Raw genomic sequence first — 16,280 nt, 5'->3', positions numbered from 1 at the left:
ACCTTTAGATCTTTCAATGTCCCACATGCTCTATGCGAAGCACGATGGTGGGATTTGAAATGGCAGAGAATATCGCCCTGAATCTTGAACAATCCTTTGGCGAGCTCAACGAGTGCGTTGTGGTTACGGACCGGAATCGTAAGATCCTCTTTGTCAACAAGGCACTAGCGGATTTGTTAAAAGTCAGCCGGGATGATCTTATCGGTACAACGACTGAAAACTTTTTTGCCGATAAGACAAAATTTGAAGAGCTAGGAGAACTCTACAATTCTCCCAACGATCAACGGCATCGCAAGGCATATTCTTTCGATATAAGAACTGGAGAGGGTGATTTGATCCCCGTCGAAGTGGTCAGCGCACCGCTGTTTGATGCGGACCACCAGTTGACCGGGATTTTGTTCTTTGCCCGAGACCAATCCGAACGCATTGCGCTGGAAACCAGGGCAAAAAACATTGCGGAAACCCTGGAAGATGCATTGGAAGCGATCTCAGAAGGCTTTGCCATCTATGACGCTGATGACAATCTCATTATCTGCAATGAGAATTATAAGGAAATATATGCACCTTCGGCCCCCGCAATGTATCCGGGCAACGATTTTGAAGCGATCTTGCGTTATGGTTTGGAGCGAGACCAATATGATACAGGTTCTCTCAGCAATGAAGAATGGTTGGCCGACCGTCTGGATCACCACAAATCGGCAGACGGAAGCGTAATAGAGCAATCCCTGAGCGACGGACGCTGGCTACGAATTTCAGAAACCAAAACACGCAATGGTGGCACTGCGGGCATACGCGCAGATATCACTGAATTGAAGACGGCCAAAGCGCAGGCGGAATCGGCGTACCGGGATCTTTCACTCATTGCCGACATCATCTCTTGCTCAATCACCGAAGTTGACCTCGATGGCAGATGTGTCTTCATAAACAAAAAAGGCTGTGAATGGTTTGATGGTACTCTGGAGGAGTTGGTCGGGACACGGCTGCGTGACCGCCTTCCTTGGAAAGAACGCGAACAGGTCCGGTCTTGTTTCCAGAAATCCTATTCAGGTCAGAGAGCCTCAGAAGAAATCTGTTTCCATTTCCCCGATGGTATAACCCGCGAATGCCAATTCGAATCCAATCCGCGTTTTGATGAAGCCGGAAACGTTTGTGGCCTCGTTGTCATGATTGTCGACAATACCGACAAGAAAAAGACAGAACGCACCCTTGCCGAACTCTATGCCATCACTTCAACCAATGAGCTCTGCTATGAAGACAAAATTGCCGAGATTCTCAGACTTGGTTGCGAGCATATGGACTTGCCATTCGGCATCATCAGCCATGTAATTGATGATCATTACTCCGTTACCCATGCTCATTGTCCGGAGAGTGAACTGGAACCGGGCATGACCTTTCCGCTTGAAGACACCTATTGTACCTTGACGCTGCAGGCTGATCGCCCCTTGGCCACAGCACAGGCATCACGGTCAGAATTCGCAAAACACCCGTGCTTCAAAGTCTTTGGGTTAGAAACCTATATCGGCGCACCGCTGCTGGTGGACGGTGAAGTTTACGGCACGATCAACTTCACAGCCCCAGACACAAGGAAAAGGCCTTTTTCCTCGGCTGACATCCAAATTATCCGGCAATTCGCTGACTGGGTTGGTCATGAAATTGCCCGTGACCGTGCGCACAATGCCCTGATGCAGGCCAAGGTCAATCTGGAGCGTATCGCCAGTGTTGACGATCTTACCGCCATCTTGAACCGCAGAGCGTTCCTGGAAGCAGCCAACACGGAAGTGCAGCGATTCCGCCGGTCTAAACGGCCATTCACCGCGGTCATGATAGATATTGACAATTTCAAACTGATCAACGACCGCAATGGTCACGCCGTTGGTGATGACGTGTTGAAAAAGTTCACCGAAATTATTGGCGGCGCGCTTCGTGCTGTCGATGTGTTCGGCCGGGTCGGCGGCGAAGAATTCTGCATGATTTTGCACAACACATCGATGGAAGATGCGATGCTGGTGTCGGAACGCTTACGCCAAAAAATCGTTGATGAATGCCAGTTCGACGACATCGAACAAACCATCACCTGCAGCATGGGACTGGCTGTGGTGGTCCGCGAGGACGTTGAGTTTTCAACCCTGATGCAAAGGGCCGACATGGCGCTCTATAACGCCAAATCAACCGGCCGGAACAAGTGCGTCGAATACAGTTCAGGTCTAGACGTTATCTTCGCCGACTGATCCTATCGAGTTGATCCAAACAAACCAAAAGCGGCTGCCAGGTTTGGCAGCCGCTTTTAGTTTCAGTCTTCTCAATCGGCAAGTCGAGGTGCAAACCGGACACCCGGCGGGGGGGAGCTTTCGCGCACTCGCAGCTCCGGTTCGATGACAATGGGTGTATTCGGAACCCGGTCGCCGGCGATCTGGCGCAACAGAGTCAGCGCGGCCAACCGCCCGATCTTGTCAGGATGTGCATGTACGGTTGTCAACGCCGGCGTGCGCGCATCTGCACCATCTATGTCATCATAGCCGGTGATGGCGATATCCGGTCCCGGCTCTACGCCGGCCCGGCGCATGGTGGTCATCATCCCGAAAGCGACCAGGTCATTAAAACATACAACAGCAGAGGGCCGTTCTTCCGCCTCAAGCATCGCCGGAACTGCCGCGCGCCCATCTGCCTGGGTCATCAGCTCTGGCATGTCGACTTGCTTGTCCGGATCCAGACCTGCATCAACCAACGCCTGACGCCAGCCCAAGTGGCGGTAGCGGCCGGTCGAGCTTTCGCGGCGTCCGCCCACCATGGCTATTTTGCGGTGCCCTTGTTCAATCAAATGTTTTGTAATTCTGTTGGTTCCGGCCTGATCATCCCCACGCACACATGGCGCCCAGACGCCCGGCAGTTCGCGGGCAACCAGCGTGACCGGTATTCCCTGGTCAATCAACCGGTTGATATCTTCTGCCGATGTTCCGACCGACGGACATAAGATCAGCCCATCAGCCCGATGCTGGAGCAACGTGTTCACAAATGCTTTTTGCCGTTTTACATCATCGCGGTGGTTACAGATAAAAATCATCTGCCCCTGCTCCTCGAGAACGTCTTCAAGAGCAGAAAACACCTCCGCAAAAAAGGGATTTAGAATGTCGTGAACCGCAACACCGACAATCTGACTGCGCGACGTGCGGAGCGATGCAGCCGACCGGTTGTAGATGTAGCCAATTTCTTCAGCCGTCCGTTTAACCTTTGCCCGCGTTTCCTCCGCGACAAGAGGACTGTCCCGCAGCGCCAATGAGACGGTCGCGGTGGATATTCCCAGCTGATCGGCAATATGCCCCAATGTGAGGCGTTTTCCGGGCTTTTGCATTCCTGCAACGGGAGAGGACTTGTTATCTGTGCCGTCAGACATTCCGTATACTCAAACGCCAAATTATCAGGCAGCCTTATCTGAAGCAGCCTGCAACGTGGACTATAATTGACGATTTTTGTTTATCAGTTTCTTTGCGGTGCTGAAGCGTCGAATTCTTCCCTCAGATTTACCACTACTCTGCGATTCTGGGACTGACAGGTCACTTCGTCACAATCGGTGACAGGGCGCTCTACACCGTATCCCTTCGTCCACATGCGTTTTGGATCAACGCCGCGTTGAACCAGAGCGGACTGAACCGCAGCTGCCCGTTTTGCAGACAGGGTTTTCTGTGCCGCTTCACTGCCGGGGTCATCCGCATGCCCCTGAACCTTTACCAGCCACTTCTTGTTCTGCTTCAGCCAGACCGCTTGATTGTCAATCGTCATCTTGGCTTCACTGGAGATGGTCGCTGATCCTTTGTCGAAATAGATCCGGCGGCCTATATTGATGATAAATTCTTCTTCGGACCCTGGTTCAATAGACGCAAACCCGGCAGCCGGTGCATTGGTCACATTCGGTGTTGCCAGGTTAGACGCGGTGTTGCAGCCCGCAAGGCCGAAACTGCAAACGGCAGCCAGCAGTATGCCGCTGTTCACGCGGCGAAATCTTGTAGTCAAAAAAGCCCCCAATTCCTAAGTATCCTGCTTCCGGCCTCAACCGGCATTTGCTCCGAGGTGCTCCAGGACAAGTACACCAGTTCCCTTTGGACAGCGCTGATACAGGTCGATCACATCCTCAGGAAACATCCGGATGCATCCGCTTGAAACATCATGACCTATGCTCCAGGGCTCCAGCGTGCTGTGCAGCCTATACCCAAGATCAACTCCATCACGATAAAGATACAGAGCACGCGGTCCGAGGGGATTGTTTGCCGCCCCACCTTCCACGCGGCGTGGCAGATCCGGCTGGCGTTTCAGCATTTCAGGTGGCGGCACCCAGCGCGGCCACAAGGCTTTACGGTCGATCCGGGCCCGCCCGTACCACTTGAACCCTTCTTTGCCGACGCCGACGCCGTATCGGAGCGCCGTATTGTTTTCCCAAACCCAGTATAAGAAGTGATTGGTGGTATCGACCACAACTGTACCCGGAGGTTCGGGGCTATAGTACTGGACCATCTGCCGGTGCCAGACCTTATCAATCTTTTTATAGTTAGTTCGGCGATACCGGAAACCGTTGTCATCCTGGTATCCAGTAAAATAGGCGTTCGCAGCTGCATTGGCGCGTGCAATGGCTGGCATCGCCAGTGTTCCCGTTACAGCAACTGCACCTTTCAACAGCGTTCGGCGGTTCATTTCCATCCCAACCCTCCAAGGCAATCCGGCCCTCGAAGTGACCAGCATTCCAAACTGGAGGGTATTAAGCCGTCAAGATCCTTGCATGGTCAACCGGTCAACCGTTAGGAAATTCTGCTAACCAGCTTTCACCTGCTCCCGGTAGAGAATGTAGAGGCCTGAACCGACAACAATCGAAGCCCCCAAGATTGTTGTTAGCGTCGGAACATCGCCGAATATAAGATAGCCAAGCGCCACCATCCAGACGATCTGGACATAGGTCATCGGCGCAAGAACTGGTGCCGGGGCAAGACGGTGCGCGAGGATAAACAGAAAATGCCCGCCTCCGCCGAATGCGCCTGTGGCAATCAGCAGTCCCCATTCCCAGACCCCGTCAGGTGCCTGCCAAACAGACAGACCGACCGGAGCCATGGCGACCGAGGCCACAAGCCCTGAAATAATCAGCATTCCAGCAGAACTATCTGTTGCCGCAAGCTTTCGAGTTAACAGGGCGTAGGTGGCAAAAAACGACATAGCGGCCAGCGAATAGATTACGGCCCAATGCAATCCGCCAAGACCGGGCCGCGTCACCACCAGAACACCCAGAAAGCCAACAATGATCGCTACCCAGCGCCGAATACCGGCCCACTCTCCAAGTACAGGCCCAGCAAGAGCTGTAATGACAAATGGCGCGGCAAACATGATCGACATGGTTTCCGCCAATTGCAGATAGCGGACAGCGAGGAAATTGAAAATTGTCGTGCCCAGCAGACAGAAAGCCCGAATGATTTGCAGACCCCACCGGTCCGTTTTCAGCAATTGAGGAGATTTCCAGACCTGGAAAAGAACCAGCGACAACACGACATGGCTGACAAAACGCACCCAGACGATCTGCAATGTAGGCAGGCTGGTGGAGAGGTATTTGGCTGTGGCATCCAGCACAGAAAAACAAAGGCAGGCCAGAATAATCAATCCAATCCCGGCAATGGGCGCGGCAGACGCAGGCCCGTCTTTCCCATTTGCTTGCTGACCACCTGTTTCAGCCGACATTGATGGTTGACCTTTCAAGAAAGCTGCGGATGGTGTTTGGCTTGACCAATGACGCAGAATTAGCTGCTAACCTTTGGACACATCCATCTGGCAGAGCCGGAATCACAAGGAGTTTTGATGCCAGTTGCTGGACTTGAAACATGGCTGGGGTGCCTCACTATCACGGAAGAAAATGAGGCCATTACCGACCTACACTGGAATGGTACACCAAGCCAAGGAGAAACACCTTTGCTGCGCGAAGCTTGTTCGCAACTGGCCGCTTATATGGATGGAAACTTGAAAGAATTTGACTTGCCGTTGAAACCGAAAGGCGGTGAGCTTCATCAGGCTGTTTTCAAGGCTATGCTGGCAATTCCCTACGGCGAGACCCGGACGTATGGTGATCTCGCCAAGGAGCTTGACACTTATGGACAGCCTATCGGCCAGGCGTGTGGTGCAAATCCAATTCCGGTCATAATCCCATGTCACCGCATATTGTCTGCAAATGGGCTTGGCGGTTACTCCGGAGCCGGCGGCACCGATATAAAAATAGCTTTATTGAAACTCGAAGGCGGCTATCCGTTCCTGATTTAAAGAAACAAGGCTGCCGCCATTATCAAGAGGGCACAGGCGAGCCAGAATTTGTAAACACTGCCCGAGCCTTGGCCACCTGCAGTGTTCCAACGTCCCTTCATTCCGCGACCAGAAGGAGAAGAAAATCCGCGCCGGCCAAATGAAGCATCCGACACGTTTTGAAAACGCCGCCGCAGTTCCTCAGCACGCTTGGCACCACGATCATTATCGAGTGTTCGATCAGACATTCAGGACGCTCCTCTCAAGTGGTGCAGACCGCTTTATTACGAGGTGGGTGCGCGAAGTGTGATTGCAAATGAGCTTTTTGTAATGTTTTGAGAAAGAAATCCTGTCTTGCAGTGGTCACATAGCCGATTTAGGAGAGCACCACAGGACAAAACAAGCAGGCCCAGAATGTCAGCCAGCCAAGAAAGTACTGAACTCAAGAGCACTTCCGGCCAACCTGCGCCATCGCTGACGGACTTGACCCGGATCGCAACAAAAGTCGGCCTGCTGTCTTTCGGCGGCCCGGCTGCGCAAATATCGGTGATGCACCACGAGTTCGTCGAAAACAAAAAGTGGCTCTCAGAAGACCGGTTCCTACATGCGCTCAATTACTGCATGCTTCTGCCAGGCCCTGAAGCACAGCAATTGGCGACCTACTGCGGCTGGTTGACCGGCCGCACTTTAGGCGGATTGATTGCCGGCCTCTTGTTCATTCTGCCGGGCGCTTTCGCCATGGCACTTGTGAGCTACATCTATGCGGCTTACGGGGAAACTTCTGTCATTTCAGCTGTGTTTTACGGGATTAAAGCCGGTGTTCTTGCCATCGTTGTTCAAGCCCTCCTCCGCATTGGCGCCAAAGCACTCAAAACCCGACTTGGCCGGATCCTATGTGCCCTCTCCTTTTGTGCCTTGTTCTTCTTTGCCATTCCGTTTCCCGTGGTGATCATCGGCGCAGCTGCGGTAGGCCTTCTTTTCGGCAGGGGAGCGAGCTCTGCCCCTTCCCCAATCGCCGGAGACCATACAAAAGCATCGCTCAAAAAAACGGCAAAAACACTTGCTATAGGCGGGCTGGTCTGGGCCGCTCCGCCGCTGTTCGCTGCATCGGTTTTGACACCACACTCTGTGCTTGTTGATATTGCCGGATTTTTCTCAACACTCGCCGTTGTGAGTTTCGGCGGCGCCTACGCCCTATTAAGTTATATGGCTCAGGTCGCTGTCGAGACAAAAGGTTGGCTGACAGCCGGACAAATGCTTGATGGATTGGGGTTGGCGGAAACGACGCCCGGACCACTCATCCTTGTCACACAATTTGTCGGATTTCTAGGCGGGTGGCAGAACCCTGAGCCGTTTACTCCTGCCGCGATGGCTTTTCTGGCAGCCGCCATGACCACTTGGGTGACCTTCGCGCCCAGTTTTTTGTTTGTGCTTGCCGGCGCTCCTTGGATGGAACGGCTCTATGGCAATCAAAGGCTCAGCAACGCCTTGTCGGCGATCACCGCCGCGGTCGCCGGCACCATCCTCAATCTGGCGGTCTGGTTTGCACTAAATGTACTTTTTGCAAAAACTGAGACCATAACGGCCGGTCCGATCACTGTGCTCTGGCCCGTCTTTAAAAGCCTCGATGGCGTCTTACTGACCATTGCAGTTGCCGCCGCGATTTTGGTATTTTGGGCGAAACAGAGCATGTTTGCGGTGCTGGGAGCAACCGCTGTGCTCGGTTTCCTAGCGAAAACAGTATTCGGATAGGTTGGGTAACATCCGGCTGTCCAACGGACAGTCCTCAATCAAACTGTCGACAATTCCTTGTCTGTACCTGATTTGCTTGAAACCTCGTCTCCTTCAGGCTCGAGGTCTGCGTCATGTTCCGGATCATCATCAACGGAAATCGAAAGATTTTTTTCCACTTGCCGCAGCAGCTTGCGCAGTTTTTTCCGGTCCTTGTCTTCAATACCGGCCATGGCTTCCCGCTCCAGCCGTTTCCAAGCCTTGTCTACCGACGCCACCAATTCCCTGCCGGTCTCGGTGAGATAGACTCGAGCGAGCCGTCCATCCGTATCAGATACCTGGCGGCGCAAATATCCCTGACTAGACAACCGTGTGACCATTTTTGTAACGGTCGGCGGCTGAACCCCCAGGGCCAAAGCCAACTGGCTCATCGTTCGACCATCTGCATCGGCCAGAACTTTCAAGACCAGCTCCTGCCCCGGATGCAGCCCGATGCGCATCAAATGAGCACCCGAACGGGCGCGTTGCGCTTTAGCTGCCTGAAGCAAGCGAAACGTAATACTCTTTTTGTAATTGAAAGGCATCCAACGGTCCCCAAAACGCACGATGGTCCGATTCGTCCATCTTTTTCAGGGGCACCCTAGCCAAGTTATTTAACCGTCAAATGACAGTCCGGACTTAACTTTTATTTCGGCTATGTAGCTTTGAAAAACATGAAAAAAGCAAAAGACGGCTAAAGATATTTCAGCCGATTACCTGTCACATAAACATCTGGCTAACGTCTTCCAGGAACATAAATGACCAGCCCATTGGGCTATTTCGCGGACTGGCCCAGTACGTAATGACTGAAATTCTGGAGTTTTTAAAAGCCATTCTTCCTTTAAGCCTGACGATGATCATCGCCGGCGGGTTTGGCGGGTTTGCTGCTTTCCTCACCACCGCTCAGCCGGCCGCGTCCCAAGTTCGCCTTGGGGCCTTTGGGTTTTGTTTGGTGGGCATGATCGCGGCGCTAACGGTTCCGCTGTTTTTGTCGCTGCTGCAATCCAAACTTCTGGATGATGTCAAAAATAGCCAGGACAGCGAAGCGTATTTGATCTTCGCCGGTTTCTGCATCTTGGCCGGATTTACCGCCAAGGCCTTTCTCTCAACTCTGTCTGACAAAGTGATCCATGAACTGACAAACAAAATGACCGACGGAGAAGAGCGCGCCCAGATCCAAATCCAGGAACTCAAAGATAATCTCGCCTATTCCCGGCATTTGAAAGGTCACGTTGAAACGGCGGCTGAACATCCGCTCCCGCCGAAACTGGGGCAAATCGGGCGGTCTCTGACCGATCTCGAAAAATCTGTGCTGCAAGCAGCGGCCAATTTCACGGTCCGCACGATCGATGGCATCGCGCAGGACTGCGGCCTTCAAGGCAACCAGGTGGCAGCAGCGGTTGCAAAACTGGTCGAAAGGGGCCTTGCATCCCACGTTAAACCGCCGGGGTTCGGCCGGCGGCTGGTGTCTCTGACGGAAGATGGATTGGAACTGGCCGCAAGATTGGCAATTGGCGCAGCCCTTTGATGTTTGTTTTTGGTATGTCAGTTTTATCAGGCAAACAATGAATTGATAGATGACTGTTGGGCCGTTGCCCGTTCGATTGCGGATTTATAAGCGTCAAGCTCTGCATTATCCGCGCGTTGACGTCTCGAATTGCTGGCGGCACCTTCTTCGCTCTGTGCTGTTCGGTCTAAGGTCCCATTCGGTTTGTCATCTTCCGGCGCGGTTGAGGAGGTTGCCGAAGCGATTGGGTTTTCTTTCGTACTATCTACATTTTCAGCGGCGTCTGCTTCCCCCTCATCACCTTTCAGCTCTTCCAGCTTCTGCTGACGCAGTTCCGCCTGCGCTTCAGAAAGTTGGGAGCGGGCTTGCTGAGCAACGCTCAAATCCTGACCGGACGGTTCGGCCGGAGCAAGAGCCGCACTGATGACCACCCGCATTTTCCGGATGGTCGCCTCTGGCGTGCGTTCTTTAGCTGTATCAATCTGAACTTCGCCGCCCACGGCATAACGCTTGCCATCTGGTCCTTGCTGGAAGGTGTAACTAGGTGCACTTGCATACGCTCCGCCCACACGGGCATGAGCCTGCTCATGGGCGCGGACTTCCCGGTCGCGCTGCTTCAGCTCCTGGACTTGTTTTTCTTCCGCTTCATTCAGGCCGTCACCATCCGGGTCTTCTTTTTCATCAGAATTCTCAGCATTTGCTGAGTTGGCCGGTGCTTGACCACGATCTGCCTCAGCAATTGGTTTTGAGGTTGGATGATCACCGTCTTGAGCCCGATCTGCGCTCGAGATCTCTGCATCGTCCGGCTCCGCTTGCAACGGGCCGGACTGAGATGGCCGCTTTGCAGAAACGTCTGCGGACTCGACATCTTGAAGAGCAAGGATTGCCTGAGAGGTCAGGGTCGGAGCGTTCTGAACGCTTATAGCAGCAGCACGCGGGCTAGCCTGGCTGTCGCGCGCAGCCGAAGGATCCCGGCCTGGGTCAACTTCCCCGGACCTGGGTGCAACCTCACCGGCTACCCCGCTGCTTCTCAAAAGGTTCGCCGGCGTATTGGACAACAACGCGCCGATCATACCTTTTGTTTTCCCCGAAAATCCTCGCCAGATTGTTAATTCCCATTAAGAAACGGGATCATAAATGCGTGAAAAGCTGGCTTGACTGGACTTATCTGTCTGTAGATGGCACGGCTATCAGCAGGCTGGTAAAGACGATCAGGAATTTCAAGATGTTGCCCAAGCGGTACTGGCAGGACATGACCACGACGGATTTTGAGTGTCCGGATAAGGAAAACTGGATTGCTGTCTTACCCGTTGCCGCGATCGAGCAGCATGGCCCACACCTGCCGCTCTCGACCGACACAACCCTCGCCGAAGGACAAATCCAAAAGGTTTTGGAACTGCTCCCAGACGATCTACCGGTGACTTTTTTACCCATTCAGCAAATCGGAAAGTCCGATGAACATATCTCATCGCCGGGAACACTCACGCTCTCCTGGGAAACGGTCACCCGTTGCTGGATTGAAATTGGCGAGTGTGTCGCGCGAGCGGGTCTCCGGAAAATGGTGCTGATCAACTCCCATGGTGGCAATGTCCCTGTTCTTGACATCGTGGCCAGGGAACTGCGCATCAAACACGAGATGTTTGTTGTCGCCACAAACTGGTTGCGCTTTGGCCAGCCAGATGACCTGTTCCCAGCCGAGGAATTTATTTATGGAATTCATGGCGGCGATATAGAAACATCGCTCATGCTGGCGCTCCGTCCTGACCTTGTCCGCATGGATGAGGCGAAAGACTTTTCTTCAGAACAACAAACATTTCTAGCCGAGTTCAAACATCTAAGAGGGCATGGAAAAGCGCAGTTCGGTTGGAAGGCCCAAGATCTTAACCCAGAAGGCGCGCTTGGAAACGCCGCTGCTGCGACTGCGGAGAAGGGCCAAGAATCGCTCCACCATGCGGCCAAGAGTTTTATTGAGTTGCTGCAGGACGTGAATGCCTACCAAATCAACAGACTTTGGCGGCCAGAGGCGCGCGATTAACCCAAATCTAGAAAACCTATCTATCTCCCAAAGCACATGCCTGAAAGCCCCACAAGTCTTACGTTAAGGTAATTGTTGGGAAATATCTCAATACACGCAAATAGTTGACGATAGCGCTTTTCAGGATCACAGTACTGACGAATTTCCGGATTGTTCAATAGAGTTCTCATGAATCTCTCAATCAGGCAGTTGGCGACCTTTCGCGAAGTCATGCGCTGCGGCTCGATTTCAGAGGCGGCCCGTACACTTGGGCGAACGCAACCCGCGATCAGTTCCACAATTTCCGGATTGGAAACCGAATTGGAACTCAAGCTCTTTGTCCGGGAACAAGGGCGCCTTGTACCAACACCCGAAGCTGAGTTTTTTCTCGAAGAAGCTGATGCAATCCTAAAACGCTTGGAAATCTCCAAACGCACGTTGAGGGGCCTTGCAAACCGTGAACACGGTCAACTGCGTATTGCCGGGATTCCGGAAATTGCGGATGACTTTCTTCCTGCAGTTCTATCTTCGTTTATTAAAGACAAGGCGAGTGTCAAAATATCTTTGGCGAGCCGAACGTCTTCTGAAATTGAAGAACTCATCGCGGCCCAACATTTTGACATCGGCATTGCGGAAACACCCCGGTCCCGGAACTCCTACGATCAGACAGATTTCGATCTGGAATGCATGTGCGCCCTGTCTGCGACCGATCCACTAGCATCCAAGGAGGTCATTACACCTACCGACCTTGACGGCTATCCTCTGGCTCTATTGCATGCAGAGCATAGAAGCCACCGCCAAACCATTGCCCGTTTTCGCGAAGCCGGTGTTGAGTTCAATCAAAGATTTGAGATTCAGACGGCGCTACCGGGGCTGAAATTTGTCGAAGCTGGATTGTGCGCGCTCATATGTGACATGATCACTGCCTATGAGACCCAAGAAAAAAGCCGGCTGGGATTTGGGCCGCCAATGATTGTGTTCCGTCCTTTCCGCCCACGCATCCAAAATGGTTTGTCAATTTTGACTCCAACCCACAGACCTATTTCGATCGTCGCGAAGGATTTTTGCGCACAACTAGGAAACGCTATTTCCAACGTTCGTTCGGCAATGATCAAATCTGAACCCTGATGCGACCTAATTTCATTTGGTGTTTGGCAACTGATTTTTGCCTTTGCTCAGCGCTAGTTCGCTGCTTCAACGCGGCTTTTTTACGTTTGCGGAATCCGTTCTCTGATTTATTGACGCTGCGGACGCTGCGGGGGGCGGGAATATACATGCGCTTGGTTTTGAGTTGTGCTTATGAGGGCGCTGGTGCGGCACGAGAGTTCCTGATCTGGGCTGTTTCAAGCGGCAAATAGCCCCGCTTTTATGCGCGGTTTTGTTTATTTTGGGGGATTTGGTTGCGGGAGTAGGATTTGAACCTACGACCTTCAGGTTATGAGCCTGACGAGCTACCGGACTGCTCCATCCCGCGTCATAGGTATTTTGTCTTGTTTCAATTGAAGAGGTATTTATCTGCGCTTTGCAGGCCTGGCAGCGACCTACTCTCCCACACCTTAAGATGCAGTACCATTAGCGCTGGGGAGTTTCACGGCCGAGTTCGGGATGGGATCGGGTGGGGGCTCCCCGCTAGAGCCACCAGGCCGGCGAAGGGCAGATAAATTGTAAAACTGGTCTTTTTTGTTTTTTTAGATGATTTCAAACGCACTCAAGTAGGCCGAAGGCCGGTAGTGCACTTAAAATGATCTGGAATAGTCCGGATAGGTCGAACCGAAGGTTCGACATTATGCGGACCAATTCAAGATGAACATTGACTAATGAGAGGATCAAGCCGAACGAGCTATTAGTAAAGCTAAGCTTCATGCATTGCTGCACTTCCACACGCTTCCTATCGACGTGGTGGTCTTCCACGGCTCTTCAGGGAGAACTGGTTTTGAGGTGGGTTTCCCGCTTAGATGCTTTCAGCGGTTATCCCTTCCGTACATAGCTACCCTGCAATGCGGCTGGCGCCACAACAGGTCCACCAGAGGTACGTCCATCCCGGTCCTCTCGTACTAGGGACAGATCCTCTCAATTCTCCTACACCCACGGCAGATAGGGACCGAACTGTCTCGCGACGTTCTGAACCCAACTCACGTACCACTTTAATTGGCGAACAGCCAAACCCTTGGGACCTGCTCCAGCCCCAGGATGTGATGAGTCGACATCGAGGTGCCAAACAATGCCGTCGATATGGACTCTTGGGCATCATCAGCCTGTTATCCCCGGCGTACCTTTTATCCGTTGAGCGATGGCCCTTCCACGAGGGACCACCGGATCACTATGGCCGACTTTCGTCTCTGCTCGACTTGTCAGTCTCGCAGTCAGGCAGGCTTATGCCATTGCACTCAACGAGCGATTTCCGACCGCTCTGAGCCCACCTTCGCGCGCCTCCGTTACCATTTGGGAGGCGACCGCCCCAGTCAAACTACCCGCCACACACGGTCCCGGACGTTGTTGCGCCGCGGTTAGATATCCATAAGGACAAGGGTGGTATTTCAAGGGTGACTCCACATCTGCTGGCGCAAATGCTTCAACGTCTACCACCTATCCTACACATGTCATTACGAATACCAGTGTGAAGCTGTAGTAAAGGTGCACGGGGTCTTTCCGTCTGACCGCAGGAACCCCGCATCTTCACGGGGAATTCAATTTCACTGAGTCTATGCTGGAGACAGCGGGGAAGTCGTTACGCCATTCGTGCAGGTCGGAACTTACCCGACAAGGAATTTCGCTACCTTAGGACCGTTATAGTTACGGCCGCCGTTTACTGGGGCTTCAATTCGGTGCTTGCACACCTCCTCTTAACCTTCCAGCACCGGGCAGGCGTCAGACCCTATACGTCGTCTTGCGACTTCGCAGAGCCCTGTGTTTTTGATAAACAGTCGCCACCCCCTGGTCTGTGCCACCCCTAACCGGTTGCCCGATCAGAGGTCTCCCTTCTCGCGAACTTACGGGAGCATTTTGCCGAGTTCCTTCAGCATAGTTCTCTCAAGCGCCTTGGTATTCTCTACCAGTCCACCTGTGTCGGTTTCGGGTACGGTTTATACGGTGGAGCTATTTCCTGGAACACCTTCGCTGCACCCCCAATCCAATAAGGAGATACAACACACGGCATCCGTCACTACCACCAAGTTGAGGAATATTAACCTCATTCCCATCGACTACGCCTTTCGGCCTCGCCTTAGGGGCCGACTAACCCTGCTCCGATTAGCGTTGAGCAGGAACCCTTGGACTTTCGGCGAGGGAGTCTCTCACTCCCTTTATCGTTACTCATGTCAGCATTCGCACTTCTGATATCTCCAAGAGCCCTCACGGGTCTCCCTTCGCAGACTTACAGAACGCTCCGCTACCGCGCACACAAAGTGTGCACCCGCAGTTTCGGTGTATGGCTTGAGCCCCGGTACATTTTCGGCGCGGGACCCCTTATTTAGACCAGTGAGCTGTTACGCTTTCTTTAAATGATGGCTGCTTCTAAGCCAACATCCTGGTTGTTTTGGGAGTCCTACATCCTTTCCCACTTAGCCATAACTTAGGGACCTTAACTGGCGGTCAGGGTTGTTTCCCTCTCCACAATGGACGTTAGCACCCACTGTGTGTCTGCCGGATAGTACTTCTCGGTATTCGGAGTTTGGTTAGGATCAGTAAGGCGGTAAGCCCCCATAGCCCATCCAGTGCTCTACCCCCGAGAGTATTCATCCGACGCTCTACCTAAATAGATTTCGCGGAGAACCAGCTATTTCCGAGTTTGATTGGCCTTTCACCCCTAGCCACAGCTCATCCCCGACTTTTTCAACAGGCGTGGGTTCGGTCCTCCAGTGCGTGTTACCGCACCTTCAACCTGGCCATGGCTAGATCACTCGGTTTCGGGTCTAATCCAACGAACTAAAACGCCCTATTCAGACTCGCTTTCGCTACGCCTACACCTACCGGCTTAAGCTTGCTCGTTAAATTAAGTCGCTGACCCATTATACAAAAGGTACGCTGTCAGGCTTGCGCCCTCCAACTGTTTGTAGGCATCCGGTTTCAGGAACTGTTTCACTCCCCTCGTCGGGGTACTTTTCACCTTTCCCTCACGGTACTTGTTCGCTATCGGTCGACAAGGAGTACTTAGGCTTGGAGGGTGGTCCCCCCACGTTCAGACAGGATTTCACGTGTCCCGCCCTACTCGAGGATCATATCCATTTCTACCTGTACGGGGCTATCACCCACTAAGGCCCGACTTTCCAGACGGTTCCAGTTCTTAGGATATGACCACTGGCCTGGTCCGCGTTCGCTCGCCACTACTAGCGGAGTCTCGGTTGATGTCCTTTCCTCCGGGTACTTAGATGTTTCAGTTCCCCGGGTTTGCTTCCCTTGCGGGATACTCCATACGGAGTGGGTTGCCCCATTCAGAAATCCATGGATCAAAGCTTATTCGCAGCTCCCCATAGCTTATCGCAGCGTATCACGTCTTTCATCGCCTCTTGTCGCCAAGGCATCCACCGAATGCCCTTAAGACACTTGATCACTCTCATTATCAATGTTCATCTTTTTCGCGCCAAAGGCGCAAAAAGATCATCTTTGTTTGCGCTACCGTGCTCCGCACTACTTGAGCGCGTTAAACGCCCAACCAATGCCAAAACATGCGGCACAAACAACGTTTGCTCCAAACCAGATCAAGCATGGGCCCCTTTGTAAAAACCC

General features: G+C 52.9%; 13 protein-coding genes, 1 tRNA gene and 2 rRNA genes. 6 read left to right on the top strand and 10 right to left on the bottom strand.

Annotated elements, in window-relative coordinates; genetic code table 11:
• The first annotated feature begins 59 nt into the window (after window positions 1-59).
• Window positions 60-2,228, top strand: coding sequence for a sensor domain-containing diguanylate cyclase (locus ACOOFE_RS01500; RefSeq protein ID WP_420413347.1), 2,169 nt, complete (start codon window positions 60-62; stop codon window positions 2,226-2,228).
• A gap of 71 nt (window positions 2,229-2,299) precedes the next feature.
• On the opposite strand, the gene ACOOFE_RS01495 is transcribed toward ACOOFE_RS01500, so the two are convergent.
• The 4 genes from ACOOFE_RS01495 to ACOOFE_RS01480 all read right to left on the bottom strand — a co-directional run bounded on the left by ACOOFE_RS01495 (window position 2,300) and on the right by ACOOFE_RS01480 (window position 5,712).
• Complete coding sequence (locus tag ACOOFE_RS01495) at window positions 2,300-3,391, bottom strand: LacI family DNA-binding transcriptional regulator (RefSeq protein WP_420413346.1); 1,092 nt, start codon at window positions 3,389-3,391, stop codon at window positions 2,300-2,302.
• A gap of 83 nt (window positions 3,392-3,474) precedes the next feature.
• Window positions 3,475-4,008, bottom strand: a complete 534-nt coding sequence (locus ACOOFE_RS01490) for an OmpA family protein (protein ID WP_420413345.1) — start codon at window positions 4,006-4,008, stop codon at window positions 3,475-3,477.
• A 36-nt stretch (window positions 4,009-4,044) separates the two neighbouring features.
• Window positions 4,045-4,689 carry a L,D-transpeptidase gene (locus ACOOFE_RS01485; RefSeq protein ID WP_420413344.1) on the bottom strand — a complete coding sequence of 215 codons (645 nt, stop codon included), beginning with the start codon at window positions 4,687-4,689 and terminating at the stop codon, window positions 4,045-4,047.
• A 111-nt stretch (window positions 4,690-4,800) separates the two neighbouring features.
• Window positions 4,801-5,712 (bottom strand): DMT family transporter, encoded by a 912-nt coding sequence (locus ACOOFE_RS01480; RefSeq protein WP_420413343.1) that lies wholly within the window; start codon window positions 5,710-5,712, stop codon window positions 4,801-4,803.
• A gap of 117 nt (window positions 5,713-5,829) precedes the next feature.
• Between ACOOFE_RS01480 and ACOOFE_RS01475 the strand changes: the two genes are divergently transcribed.
• The gene (locus ACOOFE_RS01475) at window positions 5,830-6,285 is read left to right on the top strand and encodes a methylated-DNA--[protein]-cysteine S-methyltransferase (protein ID WP_420413342.1); all 456 of its coding nucleotides are present in this window, start codon (window positions 5,830-5,832) and stop codon (window positions 6,283-6,285) included.
• Here ACOOFE_RS01475 and ACOOFE_RS01470 read toward each other — a convergent pair.
• A complete protein-coding gene (locus ACOOFE_RS01470) occupies window positions 6,282-6,512 on the bottom strand; it encodes a hypothetical protein (RefSeq protein ID WP_420413341.1) in 231 nt (76 codons plus the stop codon). The genes ACOOFE_RS01475 and ACOOFE_RS01470 overlap by 4 nt on opposite strands.
• Window positions 6,513-6,678: 166 nt before the next feature.
• On the opposite strand from ACOOFE_RS01470, the gene chrA reads away from it, so the two are divergent.
• Window positions 6,679-8,016: a chromate efflux transporter gene (chrA, locus tag ACOOFE_RS01465; RefSeq protein WP_420413340.1), complete on the top strand. Its 1,338-nt coding sequence runs from the start codon at window positions 6,679-6,681 to the stop codon at window positions 8,014-8,016.
• A 38-nt stretch (window positions 8,017-8,054) separates the two neighbouring features.
• Here chrA and ACOOFE_RS01460 read toward each other — a convergent pair whose 3' ends face one another.
• On the bottom strand, window positions 8,055-8,579 hold the full coding sequence (locus ACOOFE_RS01460; protein WP_420413339.1) for a MarR family winged helix-turn-helix transcriptional regulator: 525 nt from the start codon (window positions 8,577-8,579) through the stop codon (window positions 8,055-8,057).
• Window positions 8,580-8,836: 257 nt separating this feature from the next.
• Between ACOOFE_RS01460 and ACOOFE_RS01455 the strand changes: the two genes are divergently transcribed.
• Window positions 8,837-9,562 (top strand): YEATS-associated helix-containing protein, encoded by a 726-nt coding sequence (locus tag ACOOFE_RS01455; RefSeq protein ID WP_420413338.1) that lies wholly within the window; start codon window positions 8,837-8,839, stop codon window positions 9,560-9,562.
• 26 nt (window positions 9,563-9,588) lie between these two features.
• On the opposite strand, the gene ACOOFE_RS01450 is transcribed toward ACOOFE_RS01455, so the two are convergent.
• Window positions 9,589-10,614: a putative metalloprotease CJM1_0395 family protein gene (locus ACOOFE_RS01450; protein ID WP_420413337.1), complete on the bottom strand. Its 1,026-nt coding sequence runs from the start codon at window positions 10,612-10,614 to the stop codon at window positions 9,589-9,591.
• A 152-nt stretch (window positions 10,615-10,766) separates the two neighbouring features.
• Here ACOOFE_RS01450 and ACOOFE_RS01445 point away from each other — a divergent pair, with 152 nt between their 5' ends.
• Window positions 10,767-11,576 (top strand): creatininase family protein, encoded by an 810-nt coding sequence (locus tag ACOOFE_RS01445; RefSeq protein WP_420415530.1) that lies wholly within the window; start codon window positions 10,767-10,769, stop codon window positions 11,574-11,576.
• Between the two features lie 168 nt (window positions 11,577-11,744).
• On the top strand, window positions 11,745-12,683 hold the full coding sequence (locus ACOOFE_RS01440) for a LysR substrate-binding domain-containing protein (protein ID WP_420413336.1): 939 nt from the start codon (window positions 11,745-11,747) through the stop codon (window positions 12,681-12,683).
• Between the two features lie 269 nt (window positions 12,684-12,952).
• Here the strand turns inward: ACOOFE_RS01440 and ACOOFE_RS01435 are convergent.
• The 3 genes from ACOOFE_RS01435 to ACOOFE_RS01425 form a co-directional block, all read right to left on the bottom strand.
• Window positions 12,953-13,029: transfer RNA gene (locus tag ACOOFE_RS01435), tRNA-Met, on the bottom strand.
• A 54-nt stretch (window positions 13,030-13,083) separates the two neighbouring features.
• A 5S ribosomal RNA gene (gene rrf / locus ACOOFE_RS01430) occupies window positions 13,084-13,198 on the bottom strand.
• Between the two features lie 179 nt (window positions 13,199-13,377).
• Window positions 13,378-16,103 (bottom strand): 23S ribosomal RNA (locus ACOOFE_RS01425).
• Between the last annotated feature and the right edge of the window lie 177 nt (window positions 16,104-16,280).

The organism is Roseibium sp. (assembly GCF_965216085.1).
Classification (GTDB): Bacteria; Pseudomonadota; Alphaproteobacteria; order Rhizobiales; family Stappiaceae; genus Roseibium.
Note: the sequence above shows the minus strand (reverse complement) of the source record. Positions and strands in the feature narration are given on the sequence as shown.

Excerpts from the sequence above, each read along its gene's own strand:
- ACOOFE_RS01500 (WP_420413347.1), top strand. The coding sequence starts at position 60 with ATGGCAGAGAATATCGCCCTGAATCTTGAACAATCCTTTGGCGAGCTC.
- ACOOFE_RS01495 (WP_420413346.1), bottom strand. The coding sequence starts at position 3,391 with ATGTCTGACGGCACAGATAACAAGTCCTCTCCCGTTGCAGGAATGCAA.
- ACOOFE_RS01485 (WP_420413344.1), bottom strand. The coding sequence starts at position 4,689 with ATGGAAATGAACCGCCGAACGCTGTTGAAAGGTGCAGTTGCTGTAACG.
- ACOOFE_RS01480 (WP_420413343.1), bottom strand. The coding sequence starts at position 5,712 with ATGTCGGCTGAAACAGGTGGTCAGCAAGCAAATGGGAAAGACGGGCCT.
- ACOOFE_RS01475 (WP_420413342.1), top strand. The coding sequence starts at position 5,830 with ATGCCAGTTGCTGGACTTGAAACATGGCTGGGGTGCCTCACTATCACG.
- ACOOFE_RS01470 (WP_420413341.1), bottom strand. The coding sequence starts at position 6,512 with ATGTCTGATCGAACACTCGATAATGATCGTGGTGCCAAGCGTGCTGAG.
- chrA (WP_420413340.1), top strand. The coding sequence starts at position 6,679 with ATGTCAGCCAGCCAAGAAAGTACTGAACTCAAGAGCACTTCCGGCCAA.
- ACOOFE_RS01460 (WP_420413339.1), bottom strand. The coding sequence starts at position 8,579 with ATGCCTTTCAATTACAAAAAGAGTATTACGTTTCGCTTGCTTCAGGCA.
- ACOOFE_RS01455 (WP_420413338.1), top strand. The coding sequence starts at position 8,837 with ATGACTGAAATTCTGGAGTTTTTAAAAGCCATTCTTCCTTTAAGCCTG.
- ACOOFE_RS01450 (WP_420413337.1), bottom strand. The coding sequence starts at position 10,614 with ATGATCGGCGCGTTGTTGTCCAATACGCCGGCGAACCTTTTGAGAAGC.
- ACOOFE_RS01445 (WP_420415530.1), top strand. The coding sequence starts at position 10,767 with ATGTTGCCCAAGCGGTACTGGCAGGACATGACCACGACGGATTTTGAG.
- ACOOFE_RS01440 (WP_420413336.1), top strand. The coding sequence starts at position 11,745 with ATGAATCTCTCAATCAGGCAGTTGGCGACCTTTCGCGAAGTCATGCGC.